At 43.0% G+C, this 21,591-nt stretch carries 21 protein-coding genes and 1 riboswitch; of the genes, 4 read left to right on the top strand and 17 right to left on the bottom strand.

What is annotated here, in order from left to right; genetic code table 11:
- Positions 1-86: 86 nt before the first annotated feature.
- The 9 genes from hemB to rmuC all read right to left on the bottom strand — a co-directional run bounded on the left by hemB (position 87) and on the right by rmuC (position 8,271).
- A complete protein-coding gene (gene hemB / locus I3259_RS17875) occupies positions 87-1,136 on the bottom strand; it encodes a porphobilinogen synthase (RefSeq protein ID WP_238031072.1) in 1,050 nt (349 codons plus the stop codon).
- 59 nt (positions 1,137-1,195) lie between these two features.
- A complete protein-coding gene (gene tatD / locus I3259_RS17870) occupies positions 1,196-1,975 on the bottom strand; it encodes a 3'-5' ssDNA/RNA exonuclease TatD (protein WP_238031071.1) in 780 nt (259 codons plus the stop codon).
- A gap of 144 nt (positions 1,976-2,119) precedes the next feature.
- Positions 2,120-2,881: a Sec-independent protein translocase subunit TatC gene (gene tatC / locus I3259_RS17865; RefSeq protein WP_238031070.1), complete on the bottom strand. Its 762-nt coding sequence runs from the start codon at positions 2,879-2,881 to the stop codon at positions 2,120-2,122.
- Between the two features lie 11 nt (positions 2,882-2,892).
- Entirely contained in the window at positions 2,893-3,231 is a 339-nt protein-coding gene (gene tatB, locus I3259_RS17860) for a Sec-independent protein translocase protein TatB (protein WP_238031069.1), read from the bottom strand.
- Between the two features lie 3 nt (positions 3,232-3,234).
- Positions 3,235-3,507 carry a Sec-independent protein translocase subunit TatA gene (gene tatA / locus I3259_RS17855; protein ID WP_238031068.1) on the bottom strand — a complete coding sequence of 91 codons (273 nt, stop codon included), beginning with the start codon at positions 3,505-3,507 and terminating at the stop codon, positions 3,235-3,237.
- An 84-nt stretch (positions 3,508-3,591) separates the two neighbouring features.
- Complete coding sequence (gene ubiB / locus I3259_RS17850) at positions 3,592-5,229, bottom strand: ubiquinone biosynthesis regulatory protein kinase UbiB (protein WP_238031067.1); 1,638 nt, start codon at positions 5,227-5,229, stop codon at positions 3,592-3,594.
- A gap of 7 nt (positions 5,230-5,236) precedes the next feature.
- On the bottom strand, positions 5,237-5,839 hold the full coding sequence (locus I3259_RS17845; RefSeq protein ID WP_238031066.1) for an SCP2 domain-containing protein: 603 nt from the start codon (positions 5,837-5,839) through the stop codon (positions 5,237-5,239).
- Positions 5,840-5,846: 7 nt separating this feature from the next.
- Positions 5,847-6,602 (bottom strand): bifunctional demethylmenaquinone methyltransferase/2-methoxy-6-polyprenyl-1,4-benzoquinol methylase UbiE, encoded by a 756-nt coding sequence (gene ubiE, locus I3259_RS17840; protein ID WP_238031065.1) that lies wholly within the window; start codon positions 6,600-6,602, stop codon positions 5,847-5,849.
- 133 nt (positions 6,603-6,735) lie between these two features.
- On the bottom strand, positions 6,736-8,271 hold the full coding sequence (gene rmuC, locus I3259_RS17835; protein ID WP_238031064.1) for a DNA recombination protein RmuC: 1,536 nt from the start codon (positions 8,269-8,271) through the stop codon (positions 6,736-6,738).
- Positions 8,272-8,487: 216 nt separating this feature from the next.
- Here rmuC and I3259_RS17830 point away from each other — a divergent pair, with 216 nt between their 5' ends.
- Positions 8,488-9,384 carry a DMT family transporter gene (locus tag I3259_RS17830; protein WP_238031063.1) on the top strand — a complete coding sequence of 299 codons (897 nt, stop codon included), beginning with the start codon at positions 8,488-8,490 and terminating at the stop codon, positions 9,382-9,384.
- A gap of 84 nt (positions 9,385-9,468) precedes the next feature.
- Here I3259_RS17830 and I3259_RS17825 read toward each other — a convergent pair whose 3' ends face one another.
- Positions 9,469-10,671: a multidrug effflux MFS transporter gene (locus tag I3259_RS17825; protein ID WP_238031062.1), complete on the bottom strand. Its 1,203-nt coding sequence runs from the start codon at positions 10,669-10,671 to the stop codon at positions 9,469-9,471.
- Positions 10,672-10,962: 291 nt separating this feature from the next.
- Between I3259_RS17825 and I3259_RS17820 the strand changes: the two genes are divergently transcribed.
- Both I3259_RS17820 and I3259_RS17815 read left to right on the top strand, forming a co-directional pair.
- Positions 10,963-12,750 carry an aminopeptidase P family protein gene (locus I3259_RS17820; RefSeq protein WP_238031061.1) on the top strand — a complete coding sequence of 596 codons (1,788 nt, stop codon included), beginning with the start codon at positions 10,963-10,965 and terminating at the stop codon, positions 12,748-12,750.
- A gap of 141 nt (positions 12,751-12,891) precedes the next feature.
- A complete protein-coding gene (locus I3259_RS17815; RefSeq protein WP_238031060.1) occupies positions 12,892-13,911 on the top strand; it encodes a hypothetical protein in 1,020 nt (339 codons plus the stop codon).
- Between the two features lie 55 nt (positions 13,912-13,966).
- Here the strand turns inward: I3259_RS17815 and thiH are convergent, their stop codons facing one another.
- The 7 genes from thiH to I3259_RS17780 all read right to left on the bottom strand — a co-directional run bounded on the left by thiH (position 13,967) and on the right by I3259_RS17780 (position 20,742).
- The gene (thiH, locus tag I3259_RS17810) at positions 13,967-15,079 is read right to left on the bottom strand and encodes a 2-iminoacetate synthase ThiH (RefSeq protein WP_238031059.1); all 1,113 of its coding nucleotides are present in this window, start codon (positions 15,077-15,079) and stop codon (positions 13,967-13,969) included.
- Positions 15,080-15,088: 9 nt separating this feature from the next.
- Positions 15,089-15,853: a thiazole synthase gene (locus I3259_RS17805; RefSeq protein ID WP_238031058.1), complete on the bottom strand. Its 765-nt coding sequence runs from the start codon at positions 15,851-15,853 to the stop codon at positions 15,089-15,091.
- A 1-nt stretch (position 15,854) separates the two neighbouring features.
- On the bottom strand, positions 15,855-16,067 hold the full coding sequence (thiS, locus tag I3259_RS17800) for a sulfur carrier protein ThiS (protein WP_238031057.1): 213 nt from the start codon (positions 16,065-16,067) through the stop codon (positions 15,855-15,857).
- Positions 16,068-16,853 (bottom strand): HesA/MoeB/ThiF family protein, encoded by a 786-nt coding sequence (locus I3259_RS17795; protein WP_238031056.1) that lies wholly within the window; start codon positions 16,851-16,853, stop codon positions 16,068-16,070.
- Entirely contained in the window at positions 16,843-18,060 is a 1,218-nt protein-coding gene (gene thiE / locus I3259_RS17790) for a thiamine phosphate synthase (protein ID WP_238031055.1), read from the bottom strand. The genes I3259_RS17795 and thiE overlap by 11 nt, the downstream gene beginning before the upstream one ends.
- Positions 18,060-19,979, bottom strand: a complete 1,920-nt coding sequence (gene thiC / locus I3259_RS17785) for a phosphomethylpyrimidine synthase ThiC (RefSeq protein ID WP_238031054.1) — start codon at positions 19,977-19,979, stop codon at positions 18,060-18,062. Before thiC ends, thiE begins: the two co-directional genes overlap by 1 nt.
- A 118-nt stretch (positions 19,980-20,097) precedes the next feature.
- Positions 20,098-20,195, bottom strand: a riboswitch (TPP riboswitch).
- A 124-nt stretch (positions 20,196-20,319) separates the two neighbouring features.
- Positions 20,320-20,742: a universal stress protein gene (locus tag I3259_RS17780; RefSeq protein WP_238031053.1), complete on the bottom strand. Its 423-nt coding sequence runs from the start codon at positions 20,740-20,742 to the stop codon at positions 20,320-20,322.
- A 205-nt stretch (positions 20,743-20,947) separates the two neighbouring features.
- On the opposite strand from I3259_RS17780, the gene crcB reads away from it, so the two are divergent.
- Positions 20,948-21,331: a fluoride efflux transporter CrcB gene (gene crcB / locus I3259_RS17775; protein WP_005372395.1), complete on the top strand. Its 384-nt coding sequence runs from the start codon at positions 20,948-20,950 to the stop codon at positions 21,329-21,331.
- The last annotated feature ends 260 nt before the right edge of the window (positions 21,332-21,591 follow it).

Here is a 21,591-nt window from a genome sequence, read left to right as displayed (position 1 = left end):
TGCGACTAGGCCTTCAAGAAAACGTGAATTATCTTAATTCACATGCATTAAGCACCATGCTCGCTTTTTTATTTTAGGAAGATTGCTTACTCAGGCTTTTGCTGTAAACATTCAGCGCGCTCCGCAGCATCTTGGGCTAACCACTCCGCGACGGTTTTCGCAAAGTAAGTTAATACCCCATTAGCACCTGCACGCTTAAAGCACAGTAGTGATTCCATGATAGTTTCACGCTCTTTAAGCCAGCCATTTTGAATTGCTGCCATGTGCATCGCATACTCACCAGACACTTGGTAAGCATATGTTGGTACTTGCAGCTCACTCTTCACACGACGAACCACATCAAGGTAAGGCATACCCGGTTTGACCATTACCATATCTGCGCCTTCATTGATGTCCATTGCCACTTCATGCAAGGCTTCATCACTGTTAGCGGGATCCATTTGGTAGGTTTTCTTATCTCCACCTTTTAAGTTGCCAGATGAGCCGACAGCATCACGGAATGGACCGTAGTAATTCGATGCATATTTAGCAGAATACGCCATGATTTGAGTATTAATATGACCAGCATTTTCTAATGCTTCACGAATAGCACCAATACGACCATCCATCATGTCTGACGGAGCAACAATATCAGCACCGGCTTCAGCATGAGATAGCGCCTGCTTAATTAAAATATCTGTCGTAATATCATTTAATACATAGCCTTCATCATCAATGATGCCATCTTGACCATGAATGGTGAACGGATCTAATGCGACATCAGTGATAACACCAAGCTCTGGCACATGTGCTTTTAGCGCACGCACAGCCGTTTGTACTAAGCCTTCTGGATTATAAGCTTCTTCTGCTAACTCTGATTTAAACTCTTGAGACACAACAGGGAATAAAGCAATCGCAGGAATACCCAGTTTCGCAAGATATGCCGCTTCTTCAAGTAACAAATCAATAGATAAGCGCTCAATACCTGGCATTGAGTCAACCGTTTCACGACGATTTTTACCCATCAAAACAAACATCGGATAGATCAAATCATTCACTGATAATTGATTTTCTGACATTAGACGACGACTAAAATCATGCTTACGGATCCGACGCATACGACGACCAGGAAACGCACCTTGAATAGATACTGACACGACAAACTCCTTGCTAAAAAATAGGATTAGATAATATCACTCAGACTGACCAATGTGGCTTAAATCGAAAAAAAAGCCTGACTATTCGCCTCTGACTGCGTGATAACTTGCTCAGGTGTTTCACCACGACACTCGGCAATCATAGTAGCAATATGCGGCAGAAACTTCGGTTCATTACGACTTGATTTCGGTTTTGGTCGATAATCTCGCGGCAATAAATATGGACAATCGGTTTCAATCATTAAGCGATTAGCTGGAATATGGCGCACGACTTCGCGTAACTCCTGACCACGACGCTCATCACATACCCAACCTGTAATACCAATGTGTAAATCTAACGATAAGCATGCTGTTAGTTCTTGCTCTGAGCCAGTAAAACAATGCAGCACTGCCGCCGGTAATTTATCTCGCCAAGGCGTTAAGATTTCAATAAAACGTTCATGGGCATCACGGCAATGCATAAATACCGGCATGTTCAGCTCAGCCGCTAAAGCCAGTTGCGCTTCAAAGACCGCTTCTTGCTGTGGACGAGGAGAAAAATCACGGTTGAAATCAAGCCCACACTCGCCAATCGCTGCCACTTCAGGTTTTGCAGCTAATGCCCTAATTTCTGGTAACAAAAGATCGGTGACAGATTTTGCATCATGCGGATGAACGCCAGCGGTTGAGTAACAGTAGTTCGGCCATTGTTGCGCCATTTTTTGCGCTTCAATACTCTCTTCAATACTGGTACCCGTAATAATAAGGTGTTTAACACCGGCCTCTTGCGCGCGAGTAATAACATCATCACGATCCTTATCAAACCGGTTATTTGTTAAATTAACCCCAATATCTATCATCGCTTTTCCATCTCTCGCTTAGCAAAATTAAGTATTCAGTATATAGAGCAAAGGACACTCGCGCCAAATCCCAATTTTCAGGTATAAAAAAACCGACAATAACGTCGGTTTTTTTCATCATCACATAGTACACAAGGTACTATTTTACTGTTGCTCTTCGTGCTCGTTATCATCCAGCTCTTCATCATCACGAACATAAAAACGCGCGAAGAATAAGCCTACTTCAAACAATAAACACATAGGTACAGCCAACAAGGTCTGAGAAACAATATCAGGCGGTGTTAACAGCATACCAACGACAAACGCGCCTACAATGATGTAAGGACGCTTACTACGTAGAGATTCTGGATCGGTCGCACCGGTCCAACACAACAGAATTATCGCAACGGGAATTTCAAAAGCGATGCCAAACGCCATAAATAGCGCAAGAACGAAATCGAGATAGTTCGCAATATCTGTTGCCACCTCCACCCCTTGGGGAGCGACGCTGGTAAAGAACTTAAAGACCAATGGAAACACAACGTAATAAGCAAATGCGACACCGGCGTAAAACAGCAATGAGCTGGAAAACAACAATGGCATAATCAGCTTGCGTTCATGCTTGTACAAACCTGGCGCAATAAAGCCCCAAACTTGATACAAAATCATTGGCACAGCAATAAACACTGAGGTTACTAAGGTCAGTTTTATCGGTGTAAAGAACGGTGAGGCAACATCTGTTGCGATCATAGTTGCACCAGCAGGCATTCGCTCTACTAAGGGTGCCGCTAAGAAAGCATAGATATCATTGGCAAACCATACTAAACATAGAAAAACCACCAGCACACTCATGATAGAACGCAAAAGTCGCGTACGTAGTTCAAGTAAATGACTAAATAGCGGCTGCGTATCTTCGACTGTCGACATAGTGATGTAATTTATTCCTGCTTTTGTGAAGTCGTTGCTGAGGTTTGCTCGCTTTTATCAGCATAGGGACGCTGAACATCTGATGCCGCTTTTTTAAGCTCATCAACAGAGTCTTGCAATTCAGGCGCTAAGTCCTTCATTCCCATTTGCTCGGCTTTCTTTAAATTGGCCTGCAGTTCCTGAATTTTCAGTTCTTGCGACAATTCATCTTTCACCGAGTTTGCCATATTACGAGCAGCACCTATCCACTGCGACACGGTACGTATCGCAACGGGTAGACGTTCTGGCCCCAGTACTACTAATCCCACCACGGAGATCAGTACTAACTCCCAGAACCCGATATCAAACACGTATTAAACCTGCTCTTTGTCTTTTTGACTAGTTGTCGTCTGATCCGCTGGCTTTTGTTCGTCAGCAATTTTCTTTTGTTCGAAGTCAGCATCATTGTCTGACTCTTTTTTCGCAGCAGGTGCTGCAGCGGCTGCTTCATCATCGCTAATTGCTTTTTTGAAGCCTTTAACTGCAGATCCTAGGTCACCACCTAGAGTACGAAGTTTTTTCGTTCCGAACAAAAGAACAATGATCAGTGCAATAATTAACAATTGCCAGATACTGATACCACCCATGCTTGTTTTACCTCAGCTTTATGTGGTTAATAACGAAAGTGCGTTTACTAACGCAACTATAAGTATAGGCGAAAGCCTAACCGATTATTTTCGGCAGGTACGCCATCCTAGTAACCAAAATAGGGTCCCTACTCCTGCAGAAACGACAGGGTACGTTGCTACTTGATCACCAAAAAGTATTGCAGCACACACCATAAAGGTGGCACCGATACCAAAATAAAACCTTGCCTGGTTATGAGTGCGTCGATTCTCCATAAAATTATCATAGAGTTTATCGATACGCTGATTCATTACCTTGCCTTGGCGCAAGCTGTCATAAAGTAATTCAGGTAATTCAGGCAGCTTTTCTGCCCAAAATGGTGCTTTACTTTTTACTGCATCAAGAATGCCTTGCGGGCCTACCTGATGCGACATCCAGTTTTCCAAGAACGGCTTGGCTGTCGCCCACAAATCAAGTTGCGGGTACAACTGGCGTCCTAAGCCTTCAACATACAACAAGGTCTTTTGTAACAAGACCAGTTGCGGTTGCACTTCCATATTAAAACGGCGAGCAGTATTAAACAGATTTAACAATACATGGCCGAATGAGATCTCACACAGTGGCTTTTCAAAAATAGGTTCACACACTGTGCGAATCGCAAATTCAAACTCGTCCACATTGGTATCATGAGGAACCCAGCCTGAATCGACGTGTAATTCTGCAACCTTACGATAATCGCGATTAAAGAAAGCCAATAAGTTTTCCGCTAAATAACGTTTATCTTCTCGGTTTAGTGTCCCCACAATGCCGCAATCAAGTGCTATCCATTGTGGGTTTTCCGGATGCTCATAGGAGACAAAAATATTTCCCGGATGCATATCCGCATGGAAAAAGCTGTCACGAAATACCTGAGTAAAAAAGATATTAACTGCATTTTCCGATAATAGTTTTAAATCCGTGCCGTTGGCTTTCAAGCCTTCAATATTAGAAACTTGAATACCATAAATACGTTCCATGACAAGAAGATTAATACTGCTGTAATCAGTATAAACTTCTGGTACATATAAGGTATCATCCCCATCAAAGTTGCGACGAAGCTGAATACTATTTGCCGCTTCGCGCATTAAATTGAGCTCATCAAGCAAGGTTTTTTCGTATTCGCGAACGACTTCAACAGGGCGTAAACGGCGAGCTTCTGGTTGGAGACGAGAAACTATCTCGGCCATCCTGTACATCAGCTTAATATCAGCTTCAATAATCGGCTTAATATCAGGACGAATAACTTTAAAAACAATCTCTTTGCCGTTTTCTTTTAATGTTGCCGTATGCACTTGAGCAATCGATGCTGACGCTAATGCAACTTCATCAAAATCATCAAACCACTGCTCTAACGGCCCACCTAAAGATTCTTCAATAGTACGCTTTGCTAATTTTCCATCGAAAGGTTCAACTTGGTCTTGTAATAATGCCAGCTGATCTGCAATGTGCGGTGGGAAAAGATCGCGTCGGGTTGACATCATTTGACCAAACTTGATCCATACTGGACCGAGCTCTTGCAACGCTAAACGTAAACGCTCACCCAATGGTACATCGGGGTATTCATTTTTGATCCAGAATAGCAATTTACGTAATTTTTTAGGAAGTTCAGTGCGCGGATCAACTGGAATAAAGTCATCCAACCCATAGCGCAGTTGTACTTGAATAATACGATACAACCGTTTTATTTCTGAGTAACTCATCATTGCCAAATTATCGCTCAAGTAACTGGTTCAAACGGGCCTCAAAACGGGCAACATCCGATTTCAAGTCATCCACTTGATCGTAAAAATGCACCATCTCTAAAGGCTGTGGTAATAGTTGCCATTCTTCAGTGATCACTTCAGCCAAATCGCGTTGGCGATTCTTTACCCCTTGGCGAATAAATCGGCTCCCCGACTTTACACTACTGACTAAAGTATGAGCAACTACATCACCAGTATATTGCGATAACTTTTCTTCGATATCCGGCTTTAAACCACTTAGTAAACTGGAAAAGTGCTGAGCCAATTGAAGATCACCATCGAGTGCTAACTTATCAGCTTTAATTAATTGCGTTAAATTGGCTTGTTGACGTAACTCTGGCAACACCGTGAGATTTAAAGCCAATTGGCAATCCACCTCACCTTCAAACCCAGCAAGCACATCAATTTGGTGACTGAAAACAAAGTATAAGGTTTTATTAAATTCATTTAGCGTGACGCTAATGACTTTACCGCGTAAACGAGCAAGACGACGCTGACTATCAGCATCGTCTTTGAGTAATTGATTCAGTGATGTTTCAATCGCACCGGTAACAAAAGCATCTATCGGCATAGGGTCCTCAGAACTTATAACCACGGTGCAAGGCAACAATACCGCCCGTTAAGTTGTAATAACTGGTTTGATCAAATCCGGCTTCATCCATCATGTCCTTCAACGTCTCTTGATCAGGGTGCATGCGAATAGATTCAGCAAGGTAACGGTAACTTTCTGCATCATTTGCGATAATTTCACCCATTTTTGGTAATAGGTGAAATGAGTACGCATCATAAACTTTTGATAATGGTTCTAGTGATGGCTTTGAAAACTCTAACACTAACAAACGACCGCCCGGCTTTAATACGCGATACATTGAGCGCAACGCTTTGTCTTTGTCAGTAACATTACGTAAACAAAAGCTAATCGTGATGCAATCAAAGTAATTATCAGGGAAAGGTAGTTCTTCCGCATTGGCTTGAACATAACCCACATTACCGACAATACCATTGTCACGAAGTTTACTGCGGCCAACTTTCAACATCGAGTTATTGATATCAGCAAGGATAACTTGACCTGTTTCACCAACAATACGAGAGAACTTAGCCGTTAAATCCCCCGTACCACCGCCTAAATCAAGTACACGTTGACCTTTGCGTACACCACTGCAGTCAATCGTGAAGCGTTTCCAAACGCGGTGAATGCCCATCGACATTAAGTCATTCATGATGTCGTACTTTGCTGCGACCGAGTGAAAGACCTCAGCAACCATAGTTGCTTTTTCGTCTTTAGCAACGGTACGGAAGCCAAAGTGAGTAGTATCTTGTGTGGTGTCCGTCATGTTCAATCCGTTATATGTACTTATGATGCGCAAAATTCATAGACCTCACTCACCGATAAGCATTAAATTCATTTATTCAACTGGCTTAGTGTACTTGATGGTTGCTCTTTGCTCAAAGTCCTTTACCCCACCATTATGATAAATCACCTTCCGATGCTGCGGTTATATGAGAAAAACCACGATATTCCATCAGGTTGGATTGTGATTTTTCAGCCAGCGTCGGGCTAATATCGCGCTTCACTTCGACGCCCAATTGTTTAAAGCTTTCTGCTTGGCGGATCACGTTACCACGCCCCGTCGCCAGTTTATTCATCGCCCCTTGATAACTTTGGTTCGCTTTTTCTAACGATTGTCCCATCGCTTCCATATCAGTAACAAACAAACGTAATTTGTCGTAAAGCTTGCCCGCACGCTCGGCAATTTCTTTGGCATTTTGATTTTGTCGCTCATTACGCCACAAGTTATTAATGGTACGCAGTGCCACCAGCAAGGTCGTTGGACTCACAAGCATAATATTTAAATCCATCGCATCACGGATTAATGCCGGATCGGCTTCAATCGCAGCTTGAAATGCAGGCTCTACTGGAATGAACATCAATACATAATCAAGACTTTGGATGCCATGAAGCTGATGATAATCTTTACGGCTTAATCCACGCATGTGAGCACGCATCGAAGCAACATGTTCGCTCATGGCGAGTTCACGCTCGGCAATCGTGTCAGCATTAAAGAAACGTTCATACGCCACTAGCGACATTTTCGCATCCACGACGACGTCTTTCTGTTGTGGTAAATGCACCACCACATCAGGTTGGTAGCGCTTACCCTCTTCATTTTCTAAGCTAACCTGAGTTTGGTACTCATGCCCTTCGCGCAATCCTGAGTCAGACAATACTCGCGCCAGCACGACTTCACCCCAGTTACCTTGAGCTTTGTTATCCCCTTTTAGGGCTTGGGTTAAGTTAATTGCCTCTTTCGCCATCTGCTCATTGAGCTGTTTAAGGCTATTGATTTGATGTACTAAAGTATGGCGCTCACGAGACTCTTGCGTAAAATTGTCATTAACCTGCTTTTTGAAACCTTCAAGTTGCTCTTTGAGTGGACTCAACAAGTTTTCTAAGCTCATCTTATTCTGCTCATCCACTGTTCGGGTCTTCTGCTCAAATAAGCGATTAGCTAAACTTTCAAATTGAATACGCAGACGTTCTTCTGCATTTTCCAATAGCTTAATTTTTTCATCTGCCGCTTTTTGCTCTTCAAAATGGCGGGCATCTTGCTCGCGCAGATCAGCTTCAAGCCCTGCGCTAGCTAAGCGAGAGTTATCAAGCTGCTCAGATAAATACTGCTTTTCATTTTGCAGCGCGTCAAAGTGACGCATTTTTTCTAATGCCGCAGCAAGTCTGCCGTGCATTTGACGAATTTCATGAGTTAATCTGTCACGATCGTCATCTAACTCTTCCAACTCTTGGTTTCTTTCTGCTAGTTGGCTTTGTAATTGCTGCTCACGACTTAATGCTAAACGTGCATCTGACTCTGCTTGTTGCTCGACAAGCTGAAGCATTTGTTCATATCGACCTTTATACCAGAATGCCGTGATCACACTGGCAACGGTGGCACCTAACAATGTTGCTAATGCGGTAATAACGCCACCACTTAACCATTCTGCCATAGTAAATTCTCTATCTTCCTGACTAATTATTCTCACTTTTAAGGCTAAGAGGATACTGGATAAATGTCCAGCTAACGAAGAACAACTTAAACAATAAATAATGGATATAAACGTTTTTGTTTGCACTCGATCACAGGCTATATCATCACTCGCTATTCACCTTTATAACCATCTCCTACACTGCGTTACCGTCTTACATTTTTAACAGGGATAGTCATGAACGAACGCCTCGCTTTAGGATATGGCATTGCAGCTGTTTTACTTTGGTCTACTGTCGCCACTGCTTTTAAAATTACCTTAGATTATTTTTCTCCTGTTCAAATGATGGTGGTTGCCAGTAGCGTGTCTGCTCTCGCTCTTATTGTTATAGCTGGCTATAAAAAAACACTCCATCAGCTCAAATCGACTTTTCTTCAACGTCCGCTTTACTACTTATTACTCGGACTTATCAATCCTTTCACTTATTACTTAGTGTTATTTAAAGCCTACGAATTATTACCTGCTTCACAGGCTCAACCCATCAACTACAGTTGGGCAATCACTCTGACTTTAATGGCTGCACTTTTCTTAGGACAAAAAATTCAGCGTAAAGATTGGATAGCCTGCGTACTAGGATATGGCGGTGTGGTGGTGATTGCGACTCAAGGTAATATTTCAGCCTTGAATTTCACCAGTCCGTTAGGCGTTGTGTTAGCGCTATTTTCGACACTGTTATGGGCAGGCTATTGGATTTTAAACACCAAAAATAAAGCCGATCCCATCTTAGGTTTATTACTGGGCTTTTTAGTCTCGCTGCCATTTTCTATCGGCTTGAGTTTGTATCTCGGTGGTTGGCAGCACGTACCTTGGCAGGGCTGGGCAGCCGTCACTTATGTTGGTTTGTTTGAAATGGGGATCACCTTTGTTTTATGGCTCAATGCGCTACGGTTAACCCGTAACACCGCTAAGATCAGTAACCTAATTTTTATCTCACCTTTTATCTCTTTATTATTGCTCGCCACGATTATTGGTGAAACGATTCATCCCTCAACATTGATCGGCTTAATGCTAATTATTGCAGGACTCGTAATCCAACAATGGCAAAGTAAAAAAACGCGACTGTTGAATGGCTAAATTTTATCCAAAAAAAAGCCTGTCGATTTGACAGGCTATACGGATAAGGTTGTCACCACCTCACCTTTAAACTCATAATATTTATTAATTCTGTACCGTTAACTGAGGGTGCCAACGACGCCCGATTTTAGACACTAAAATCAATAAGCCAGGTATCAGCAACCACATTTGTAACGTCATTAATACCGGTGATGAGAAATCTAATCGTTGAGTTAAGCTCACCATAACACCAGCACCACTCATTTGAAATAATCCCAATAATGCCGCTGCAGTTCCAGCACGATCGCCAAATGGTGCTAATGCTTTTCCGGCTGCAGAGCCTAATACAAAAGCAAACCCAAATGAACAAATGAAGATTGGCATCATAAATGCCCATGCTTGCTGTAATTGGCTCAACGACAACATTAATCCACCAGCAAACAATAATGTGATAAGTCCTGTACGAAGAGTACGACGAGTACCAAAGCGATCCATGAACTTAGGTGCAACCATACACGCAAGAATATTTAATACCGCGTTAATACCAAACCAGATCGTAAACTGGTTCATATCTTGCCCTAAATGATTCATCAGCCAAACAGGAGCGGATGTCACATAAGCTAAAATCACCGCCATCGCTAACATACAAAGCGTCGCGTGAAATAAAAATGTTGGTTCGCGTAATACCGACCAGTAACGACTAAGGCTAATAGTAGAGCCAGTTACATTAGTACTGGCAGGGCGTGTTTCTTTAAATAATACCATCACAAAAAGACCTGCAACTAACGCAAATCCCGCCATGAAACTAAAGTTAGAACGCCAGCCAAAATGATGAGTAAGCCAAGTGCCTAAAAGAGGAGCAAGCGCAGGAATAAAACAAATAGCACCGTTTAAGTAACTGATCATACGACCGCTTTTTTCAGCGCCAAAACTATCGCGAACCGCAGCGAAGGCAGCAACAGAGGTTGCGCAAGCACCAAAGCCTTGAAGTAAACGTGCCAATAAGAGTAAATCTAAACTATGTGCAACATAAGCCATCACAGCGCTAAAGCCATAAATAACAATGCCTCCGAGAGCAATAGGACGACGACCAATGCGATCGGCTAATGGTCCAGCTAATAATTGTCCGAGACCAAGGCTAAACATGAACCATGTCACCGTATCTTGAACACGGGTAGGATCAACTTGAAAAGCGTTAGCCATAACAGGCAATGCAGGAAGATAAATGTCTATAGCCAACGGGCTAAATAACACCAAGGTCACCATTAAGGCGACAAGCCGAGTATCGGTAGAAGTAGAGGTTGTCATGTGGCGTTCCTAGAAAAAGATCGCGCAAGTCTACGGTGTTATGTGAGTGAATAAAAATGGTTTATTTTCAATACGGCTTTTCCAAATTGGAATCCTCCAGCCAACATATTAATCACTAAGATAAATAAAGCAGTGAGGTGAATAATCTGTCATATATCATAGAGACAATTGATGCAAACCGCTAAACAGGCTAACTTAACAACATTAAACCTGAATCGCTGATACCGTGGTGATTAGGGTGAATTTGATCTAACCGCCTTTCAACGGTGGTTTCTTGACAAGGACCTATACATGCAAGCAGTTATCGCACAACGTATTGAGCAGATCCGTCAGTGGCTTGAAGCGCAGCAACTCGATGCTCTACTGATCCCTCATGAAGATGAATATCTTGGTGAATACATTCCCGATCATAACGAACGCCTTCATTGGTTAACCGGTTTCACAGGCTCAGCAGGTGCTGCAGTGATCACTCGTGACCGTGCAGCAATGTTTGTTGATGGTCGTTATGTTGTGCAAGTTCGCAAGCAAGTACCGGGTGATGTATTTGAATATTGTCATTTAATTGAACAACCACCTATCCACTGGGCATTAGAAAATCTAGCGGCAGGTAGTAAAGTTGCGATCGATAACCGTCTACACAGTGCGGCATGGTTGAAAAACACCATCGCAACCCTTGATGGTGAGCTAGAGCTAGTATCAGTTAACGAAAACCCAATTGATGAACTATGGCTAGATCGCCCAGCACCAAAACTGTCCGATGCAGAGTTAATGGGGCTAGAATATGTGGGTCAATCAAGCGAAGAGAAGCGTGAGCAAATTGCCGCACTGCTTAAAAAGCAAAAAGCGGATGCTGCCTTTTTAAGCCAGCTTGATAGCATTGCTTGGCTACTCAATGTCCGTGGCGATGACGTTCATTGTCTACCAGTTCTACTATCAGCTGCCGTGATCCATAGCGATGCATCGGTTGATTTCTACATCGATCATCACCGTCTACCAGAAGGTTTTGCGACGCACGTAGGTAACGGCGTCAATATCCGCGAGCCAGAACAACTCGCCGCAGGTTTAGCTGCACTTTCAGGTAAACGTGTACAGTTTGATTCTGCGAACAGTAATGCATGGGCAGCTCAGCAACTGATTGATTCTGGTGCACAACTTATTGAAGCTGCTAATCCAACGTTACTACCTAAAGCTGCGAAAAACGCGACAGAAATTGCAGGCATGAAAGCATGTCACATCCGTGATGGCGTAGCTATTGCAAAATTCCTCGCTTGGGTTGATGCACAAGTCGCGAATGGCAACCTATTAGATGAAGCTGCGCTTTCCGATCAACTTTGGCTGTTCCGTCAACAAGATCCAAGCTGTCGTGATGTGAGTTTTGATACGATTTCAGCTTCTGCAGGTAATGCAGCAATGTGTCACTACAACCACATTGACCAACCACAGCCAAGCAAACTGCAAATGGATACGGTTTACTTGGTCGATTCAGGCGGTCAATACCCAGACGGTACAACCGATATCACCCGTACTATCGCTATCGGCAACCCGGGAGAAGAAGTAAAACAAGCCTTCACATTAGTACTAAAAGGGCATATTTCATTGGCTTCGGCACGTTTCCCGAAAGGCACAACAGGCTCACAACTCGACGCACTCGCGCGTCAGCATCTATGGGCGCATGGCTTTGATTATGATCACGGTACAGGTCATGGCGTCGGTCACTTCTTAAGTGTTCATGAAGGTCCTCAACGTATTTCTAAAGTGGCTAACCCAACCGCACTACTGCCAGGTATGGTGTTATCTAACGAGCCGGGTTATTACCGTGCAGACGCATTTGGTATTCGTATTGAAAACCTTGAACTGGTCGTCGATATTGAAACTCAAGGCGACATGAACGTCATGGGCTTTGAGTCGTTGACCCGTGCGCCAATTGATAAGCGTTTGATCGAGCCAACTCTACTAACCGACGTAGAGCTTGCATGGCTTAACAACTATCACCAAACAGTGTTTAACGTGATCAGCCCATCGCTGACAGGTAGTGATCTTGAGTGGCTAACACAAGCAACATCACCACTAAGCCGATAATGCTCTAAGAATAATTAAGCCAGTACGTCACTGCAGTACTGGCTTCTTATGATAAAGATGTCTATTAAATTGAACATACAAGCTAACATGACATTTAAAAATAGTGGCGATTTAACATAGATCTGGCTAAGTGGTTATCCGATGAACTTTAATAAACTAATGAAGACTGCTCCTAAGCAATGGGGCTTACGGGGAGATCCTTATCTTTGGCAAGATATGCGTGAACACTTAAAAAATGTTTCGGTACCAATTGATAATGGAGATCTAAAAAAAATTATTACCGACGTATTTCATAAAATAACAGGGAAGCCAATTGATACCTGTGACTCTATTTATATGAAAAAATACGCTCATGGTGGTATGTCTTCTGGCTGTGTATGTACTCATTTCTGGCAAAATGAAGCTATGAATTTTCTTTTTGAAAAAAACATACAACGACAGTTAAGCTCAAAACCATTGGAAGAAGATAAAGACATTGATAATTTAATTAATAAAGTACGATCTTTATCCCAAAAATACCCATTAAAACAAACTATAGACTTACCTGATATTTCAAACAGCCCACTAGAATTTCCCAGTAACATAGATTCAGCATTTGATAAAAATATATATCTCAAACACCATTTATCTCCTTTATTACAATCATCATTAAATAATAGATATTGGGTTATTCAAAATTGGGGAGGAATTCGCTCACTAAAAAGAAATGAGAAAAACGATAAGTTACTATTAAAGCTCGATCAACAATTAGAAAGAGGTCATCTAACACGTGATGTATTTATGGTAATATCTTCTCTTTCTAAAGTTGCTTCATTTCTTGATCACACTCAGTATGCTATTTATGACTCAAGAGTGATTTATGCCTTAAATTGGCTTTTATTTAAGTACACATCAACAACGACATTCTTTCCTCAACCAACGGGTAGAAATGCTGATATTGCACGTTTTGAATTAGATACTATCTTCAACTTATCTAATAAAAACATTTCTTACATTGACTCAAAAGAAGCGTACCACACATACTGCCAGCTTATGCGGAAACTTGCTCTTGATATTTATGGGGCAGAAAATCCATACTTAATTGAAATGCTACTATTCAGCATTGCACCATCCTATATTGTTGAAGATATAAGTAATTCGTTATCACTTACTCTAAAATAGTTTAGCAATTATGGGATTACAGCGTTTGTAATCCCATACAATAAGACTCGAAATTTTATCCAGAATAGGCGGGATGCCAGTCTTTCCACACCACTTCAAACCCCTGTTGCTTGACCGCTGTCGCGACATCTGCGACCGAACGTTCATCACTGATTGCAAACTGCTCTAGCTCTGGCGTGTCATCAGCATATCCGCCCGGTTGGGTTTTAGAGCCTGCAGACATACTGGTGATCCCCAAAGGCAATACATTATCGCGAAAATGCGGTGATTCTCGCGTTGATAACGACAGCTCGACTTCAGGATTAAACAACCGATAAGCACAAATCAATTGCACCAGTTGGCGATCCGTCATTACCGATTTAGGCTCTAATCCACCCGTACAGGGTCTTAAACGTGGGAATGAAATCGAATAGCGGCTTTGCCAATAGGTACGTTCAAGATAAGCCAAATGACTAGCAACAAAGAAACAATCCGTGCGCCATTCTTCCATGCCGATCAAAGCCCCAATCCCAATCTTGTCTATTCCTGCTTTTGCTAACCGATCAGGTGTCGCTAAGCGGTATTCAAAATTGGTTTTATTGCCTCGTAAATGATGCTTCGCATAAGTTGGCGCATTATAGGTTTCTTGATACACCATCACCGCATCTAAACCGAGTTGTCGCAACTCTTGATACTCATCTTGCTCAAGTGGCTGTACTTCCATTGCCAAATAACTGAAGTGATCTTTAATTTGAGGGATCGCATCACGAAAGTAATTCATACCGACTTTGGTTTGATGCTCGCCAGTGACCAGTAACACACTATCAAAATTTAGCGCTTTTATTACCTCACACTCTCGCTCTATTTCTTGCTCACCCAAGGTACGGCGCTTAATGCGATTTTCCATCGAAAAACCACAATAGGTACACGCATTGGCACACAGATTCGAAAGGTATAACGGCACATAAAAACCCATGGTATGACCAAACCGCTGACGCGTTAGCATCGCAGAGCGTTGTGCCATTTGCTCTAAGTAAGGTTCAGCCGCGGGTGAAATTAAGGCTTTGAAATCCTCTAGATCCAACGTTGATTTTCCTAAAGCACGCTCGACATCGGTAGCCGTTTTAGCATAAATAGACAAACGGATATCATCCCAATCCATTTGTTGCCAAACATCCACAAAGCTCATGTTGGCTCCTTACTCGTTAAGAAATGCCGTTAATGGGCTTGATGCAATAGCATGGTTCACCTTACCTGCAAGACCTGCTTCATATGCCATACGACCACTTTCCACGGCCAATTTAAATGCACGCCCCATTGCAATCGGATCACTTGCCGCTGCGATAGCTGTATTTACCAATACTGCATCTGCCCCCATTTCCATCGCTTCTGCAGCATGAGAAGGGGCACCAATGCCTGCATCCACCACCACAGGTACTTGCGCCTGATCGATAATAATGCGAAGAAAATCGCGAGAAGCGACCCCTTTATTCGAACCAATCGGCGCACCTAATGGCATCACGGCAGCACAACCCACCTCTTCTAATCGCTTACAAAGCACAGGATCGGCATGACAGTAAGGCAGCACGACAAACCCTTCTTTTACCAACAGCTCTGCCGCTTTTAGCGTTTCAATCGGATCAGGCATCAGGTATTTCGGATCAGGGTGAATTTCTAATTTTAGCCAATTCGTCCCCAATGCTTCTCGAGCTAACTGCGCGGCAAAGATCGCTTCTTTAGCATTTTTCGCCCCTGACGTATTAGGCAGTAAATTCACTCCAGCTTGGATCAATGGCGCTAAGATATCGTCATCACGCTCAGCAATATTGACCCGCTTTAGTGCCATAGTCACGAGCTCAGAGCCTGTCGCTAAAATCGATTCAGCCATGACATCTCGATTGGCGTACTTACCCGTTCCGGTGAATAATCGCGATGTGAATGTTTTATCTGCAATAGTCAACATATTAACCTCCTGCTATCGCTTGAAATAACGCGATCTGATCGCCATCAGCAATGACGGTTGTCGACCACTCACTGGCTGCAACAATTCGCTGATTTATCGCAACCGCTGTACCTTGTATGGGTAAATCTAACTGCATAACAAATTGATGAACGGTTTGCTCTGCCTCGCAAGACATAGATTCATCGTTCAGCCAGATAGTTATCATGGTAGCCATTTACACAACCTCCCTTTGATCTTGCTGACGACATACAGGGCAACAAGGAGCAGCATCAATTGATACCTGCTGCCATTTTCCTGTTAAACCATTAAATTGCTGCAGTAAACCAAACCCAACTTCACCAACACCTGAGATAGATTTGATCGCATTAAGCGCTTGTAACGTTCCAATAGTGCCGACAACAGGTCCCATCACGCCGTTACTACGACAGTTTGGATCTTGGGGTGGCGTTTCAGCACTTAATGGAAACACACATTGATAACACGGTGAGATCTGCCTGAAATCAAACGCCAGTAACTGCCCTCGCCAACCTATCGACGCACCGGCAATCAGTGGTGTTTGATGCTGATAACAAGCTTGATTGACCGCATAACGAGTAACCCAGTTATCACTGCAATCAAGTACAATATCTGCCTGCTGTACTTCCATCACGAGTTGAAAGCCTGCAAGTTTGGCTTTTACTGCACGCGTTCGTACCAATGGATTTAGTGCTAATAACTGATCACAGGCTGCTTGCGCTTTATTAAGTGAAACATCGGTTTCTCGATAAATCACCTGACGCTGCAAGTTTGAACTATCAACCTCATCATCATCTGCAATCACCAGTAAGCCAACACCTGCAGCGGCTAAATACATCGCTGCTGCTGAGCCTAAACCGCCCGCACCGACAATCAATACCTTGGCATTGTTAAGTGCAAGTTGACCCTGCTCTCCCATTTCCTCCAGCATGATTTGTCGGTTATATCGAATAAAAGCAGTATCAGAGAGTCTGTCAGTTGTCATCCTTCACCTCCCGCTCAGATAAGCATTGATTGAGCTGTTCGACGGCAATCGCTGGCTCGCTTGACTGGGTGATCGCACGTACCACCGCAACACTACTCACCCCTGTGCCCCAAACCACTGGCACACGCGATAAATCAATACCGCCAATTGCCACCGTTGGAAACGCATTGCCAATGAGTTGTTGATAAAGCTTTAAGCGGTGAACACCTTGCGGTAATGACGGCATTTGCTTAGTTGTAGTTGGGTAAATATGACCGAGGGCGATATAACTGGGATTAAATGCCATCGCACGTAGGATCTCGTAATACCCATGGGTTGAGATCCCTAAGCGAAGGTTGGCTTGTTGAATAGCATTGAGATCAGCAACAGCTAAATCTTCTTGTCCCAAATGCACCCCAAAAGCACCATGCTCAATAGCCAGTTGCCAATAGTCATTAATAAAGACCTGCGCATTTGCCTGCTGACCTAACGCAATCGCATGAGCAACATCTTGCTCTAAGCCTTGTGCATTCGGATCTTTGATCCGTAACTGAGTGGTTTGAACATTTAGCTCAAGTAACTGCTTAACCCATTGGACGGAATCCACCACCGGATATAACGTCAGTTTCTCACTATCAACAGGTGCAAAAGCTTCAACTGGCTGATATTCGGATTGCCAACCAATATCTGACAGCTTTGAAAAATTAGCACAAACGATGTCAGGGAAAGCATCACGCTCGGTTGGCCAAATGCCCATCTGCGTTGACTGAGCATACGCCCTTGCCAAAACTAGAGCATCTTCTAAGGGGTAATTAAGCGTGAGTGCCACCAATAACATCGCTCGCTGTTGAGTCGCATTACCAAGCTCAACACTGAAACAACCACGAACGTCACCATCATGATGCCAAAGATCAAGATAACCACCGTTAACAGGTAAACCACATACCACAAGGTTGGATCGTTTCAGTATTTGCGCCTTGATCAGGGAAAGATCTACCTCAGAAGATACCCATTGATCTTGGATTACATAATCAATTAGCTGAGTGGAGTAGGCTTGTTCAAAGCCCACTCGTTTAACGCAAGAGGGCGTCAATACCTCAATCCAATCTTGGTTTGATGGCATTAACGTAACTTGCTCACCTAACTGATACTCTGCAGCAGAGGCTAATAATGGCTCAATATGCATCACCAGAGACGATAAAACCTTTGGTAAGCTTAAGGTGCTCATTAGCTTTCCTCTTTAGCTAGGTGATATAACTCACTGCCTTTAGAGCGAAACTCTTGTGCTTTTTGCTGCATGCCTTCAAGCGGATCATCTAATAGCTTGATCTCGATTTCAGAGTCTTCTAATCCCTTTGCATAATCTCGTACTTCTTGAGAGATCTTCATGGAACAGAATTTAGGGCCACACATTGAACAGAAATGGGCAACTTTGCCTGATTCTTGAGGGAGCGTTTCATCGTGATAGGCACGTGCCGTTTCAGGGTCAAGACCAAGATTAAATTGATCTTCCCAACGGAATTCAAAACGCGCTTTAGATAAGGCATTATCACGCACTTGTGCACCTGGGTGGCCTTTTGCTAAATCAGCTGCATGAGCACACAGTTTATAAGTGATAAGACCGACTTTTACATCGTCTTTATTAGGCAGGCCTAAGTGTTCTTTGGGTGTCACATAACAAAGCATTGCACAGCCATACCAACCAATCATCGCCGCACCAATACCCGATGTAATATGATCATAACCCGGTGCGATATCTGTCGTCAGTGGGCCTAAGGTATAGAATGGCGCTTCATGACAATGCTCTAACTGCTCTTCCATATTTTCTTTGATCATGTGCATTGGTACGTGACCGGGGCCTTCAATCATGACCTGTACATCGTATTCCCATGCAATCTTAGTCAGCTCACCTAATGTTCGCAGCTCACTAAACTGGGCTTCATCATTGGCATCGGCCACAGAGCCAGGACGCAAACCATCGCCCAGTGATAGTGAAATATCGTATTGAGCACAGATCTCACAAATCTCACGGAAGTGCTGATAAAGGAAACTTTCTTTATGGTGTGCCAAACACCACTTCGCCATGATAGAACCGCCACGCGATACAATACCGGTTACACGTTTCGCCGTCATAGGTACATAACGAAGCAGTACGCCAGCATGGATAGTGAAGTAATCCACCCCTTGCTCAGCTTGCTCTAGTAATGTGTCACGGAATACTTCCCAGTTAAGGTTCTCAGCTACACCATTTACTTTTTCAAGCGCTTGGTACATAGGCACCGTACCAATCGGGACTGGGCTATTACGGATGATCCACTCACGCGTTTCGTGAATATTTCGACCTGTTGATAAATCCATTACCGTATCGCCACCCCAACGGGTCGACCAGACAAGTTTCTCAACTTCTTCTTCAATCGATGAGCTCACCGCTGAGTTACCAATATTAGCATTCACTTTAACAAGAAAATTACGACCAATGATCATTGGCTCAGTTTCCGGATGGTTAATATTGGCAGGAATAATGGCTCGGCCTTCAGCCACTTCTTTACGCACAAACTCAGGCGTAATTTCTTTTGGTAAGTTAGCACCAAAACTCACACCAGGGTGTTGTTGGTTTAATACTTCATCACGGTATTTTGCACGTCCCATATTTTCACGGATCGCGATATATTCCATCTCAGGGGTAATAATACCTTGGCGCGCATAATGTAATTGGGTCACACAATGGCCAGCTTTTGCACAACGAATACGCGCACGTTCCGCAAAACGTAAATCATCAAGCGTCTTATCATCTAAACGTTCATTGGCATACTCAGAGCTTAACCCCTCAAGTAACTCAGTATCGCCACGCTCTGCGATCCATTGCTCGCGCACTAAAGGCAAGCCATTATAGATATCGATATTTTTTTCAGGATCAGTGTAAAAACCAGAAGTGTCGTAAACGCGAATAGGCTCGTTAGGCTCAAGGATAGGGTTATCTTTACTACCACCAACCAAGCTATCAGCTAAAGTGATTTCACGCATAGGTACAAGCACATCAGGACGACTACCTTGAACATACACTTTCTGTGAGTTCGGGTAGGGTTGTGCTGTTAATGATTCAATAAATTGTTTCGCTTCCAGTCTCGCTTGCTTGCGATTCGACATAGCAGTTTCCTTGATTTTTCAATGTAGGGGAAAATGCTTGGCGGATGGGCGTAAACAAGAGGTGTGTACCTAAGTACAACGATGCAGATGCGTACAGTGATCCCTTAAGATATGTAGCAGAAGACATTCTCTCGTTCCCTTCGCAGGTATTAGCCTGATCAGGTTCAACGGATCCCGCAATGCGGTCTCAGCCATATGGCACTCCGACAAGTAGCAATGAGTATAAAGAAGCCGTTGTAGTGCAACAACCTTTACACTGAGAAAAATAATAAAAAGTGACAGACAACAAAAAGCCGTGCATCAACACGGCTTATCATTACATCAAGTATTTTAATCGTTGTTACTGTGAAATTAATACATCACAACCTAGGTGATTAGCCAAAGAATCACTTAAATCACCAAACAAGTGAAAAGTCGATTTATGGTAACCTGTGATCACTAAGTTAGCATTTACGTCTTTTGCTAAAGACTCTATATGCTTAGAAACATCGCCATCTGCAGTATGGATAGCTTTAACGTTATAAGAAGAAGCTGTAATTAAATTAGACAGCTCTTTCATACGCTTTTTGGCAATAGCGTCATGCTCTTCTTGTAATTCAACTTCAACATCAATAAAACTTACATTGCCAATCCCTGGTTCAACATAAGCAACATGTAAATCTGCATGATTTTGCTCAGCTATAACGCCAGCTTTAACCATTAATTTATGCGCATTTTTATCTTCAGGATTAACTGCTAATAACACAGTTTGGTAAAGCGACATATCTAGCCTCCTTGAGCTAAAGCTCATAGTAAATTCATTATTTATGATTATGATGCTATAAATGTAGCTATACAACTAAGTATACCGCTGACTATTTAATATTCATTTGAATCAATGATTGCATTTTTGGAGAGTTCTCACTTTTCTCGCTAGCGATTATCATGAGCGCTTTCTATCATTACCTGAAAATATAAACGAGATCCCAATGAGCCAATATTTATTACTAGGATTCATCGCGCTTGGTGGTGCATTCGGCGCCTGCTCAAGATACCTAATTTCTGAGCTATGCGTAATGCTATTTGGCCGTGGCTTCCCATACGGTACTTTAACCGTAAACGTGCTGGGCTCCTTGATCATGGGGTTATTGATGTCAGCACTTAATCAAGGAATGATTGAAGCTGCACCATGGCGACCTATTATCGGCTTAGGCTTCCTAGGTGCACTAACAACGTTCTCTACATTCTCAATGGACAACGTTGTACTAATGCAACAAGGTGAGTTTTTCAAAGCTGGCTTAAACATTTTACTAAACGTTATTGTCAGCATCGCTGCTTGTTATGTTGGCTACCAACTTATGATGAAAAGCTAACAAATAACCGATATAAAAAACCGCCATGTAGGCGGTTTTTTTATGTCCATTTCATTACTTTTACGATCATCAAACACACGTTGAGCGACAAGGACAAACACTGAATCACAGCAGCAAGGATAAAATATAATACCAAACGTATAAAATAGTTGAGTCACAAAGATACAGATATAAAAAAACCCAAGTCTTTCGACTTGGGTTTAGTATAAAGTGGCGGAGCGGACGGGACTCGAACCCGCGACCCCCGGCGTGACAGGCCG

Origin of the sequence: Photobacterium sp. Ph5 (genome assembly GCF_022129445.1) — a bacterium.
GTDB lineage: Bacteria > Pseudomonadota > Gammaproteobacteria > Enterobacterales > Vibrionaceae > Photobacterium.
This window is presented reverse-complemented; position numbering and strand designations above follow the sequence as displayed.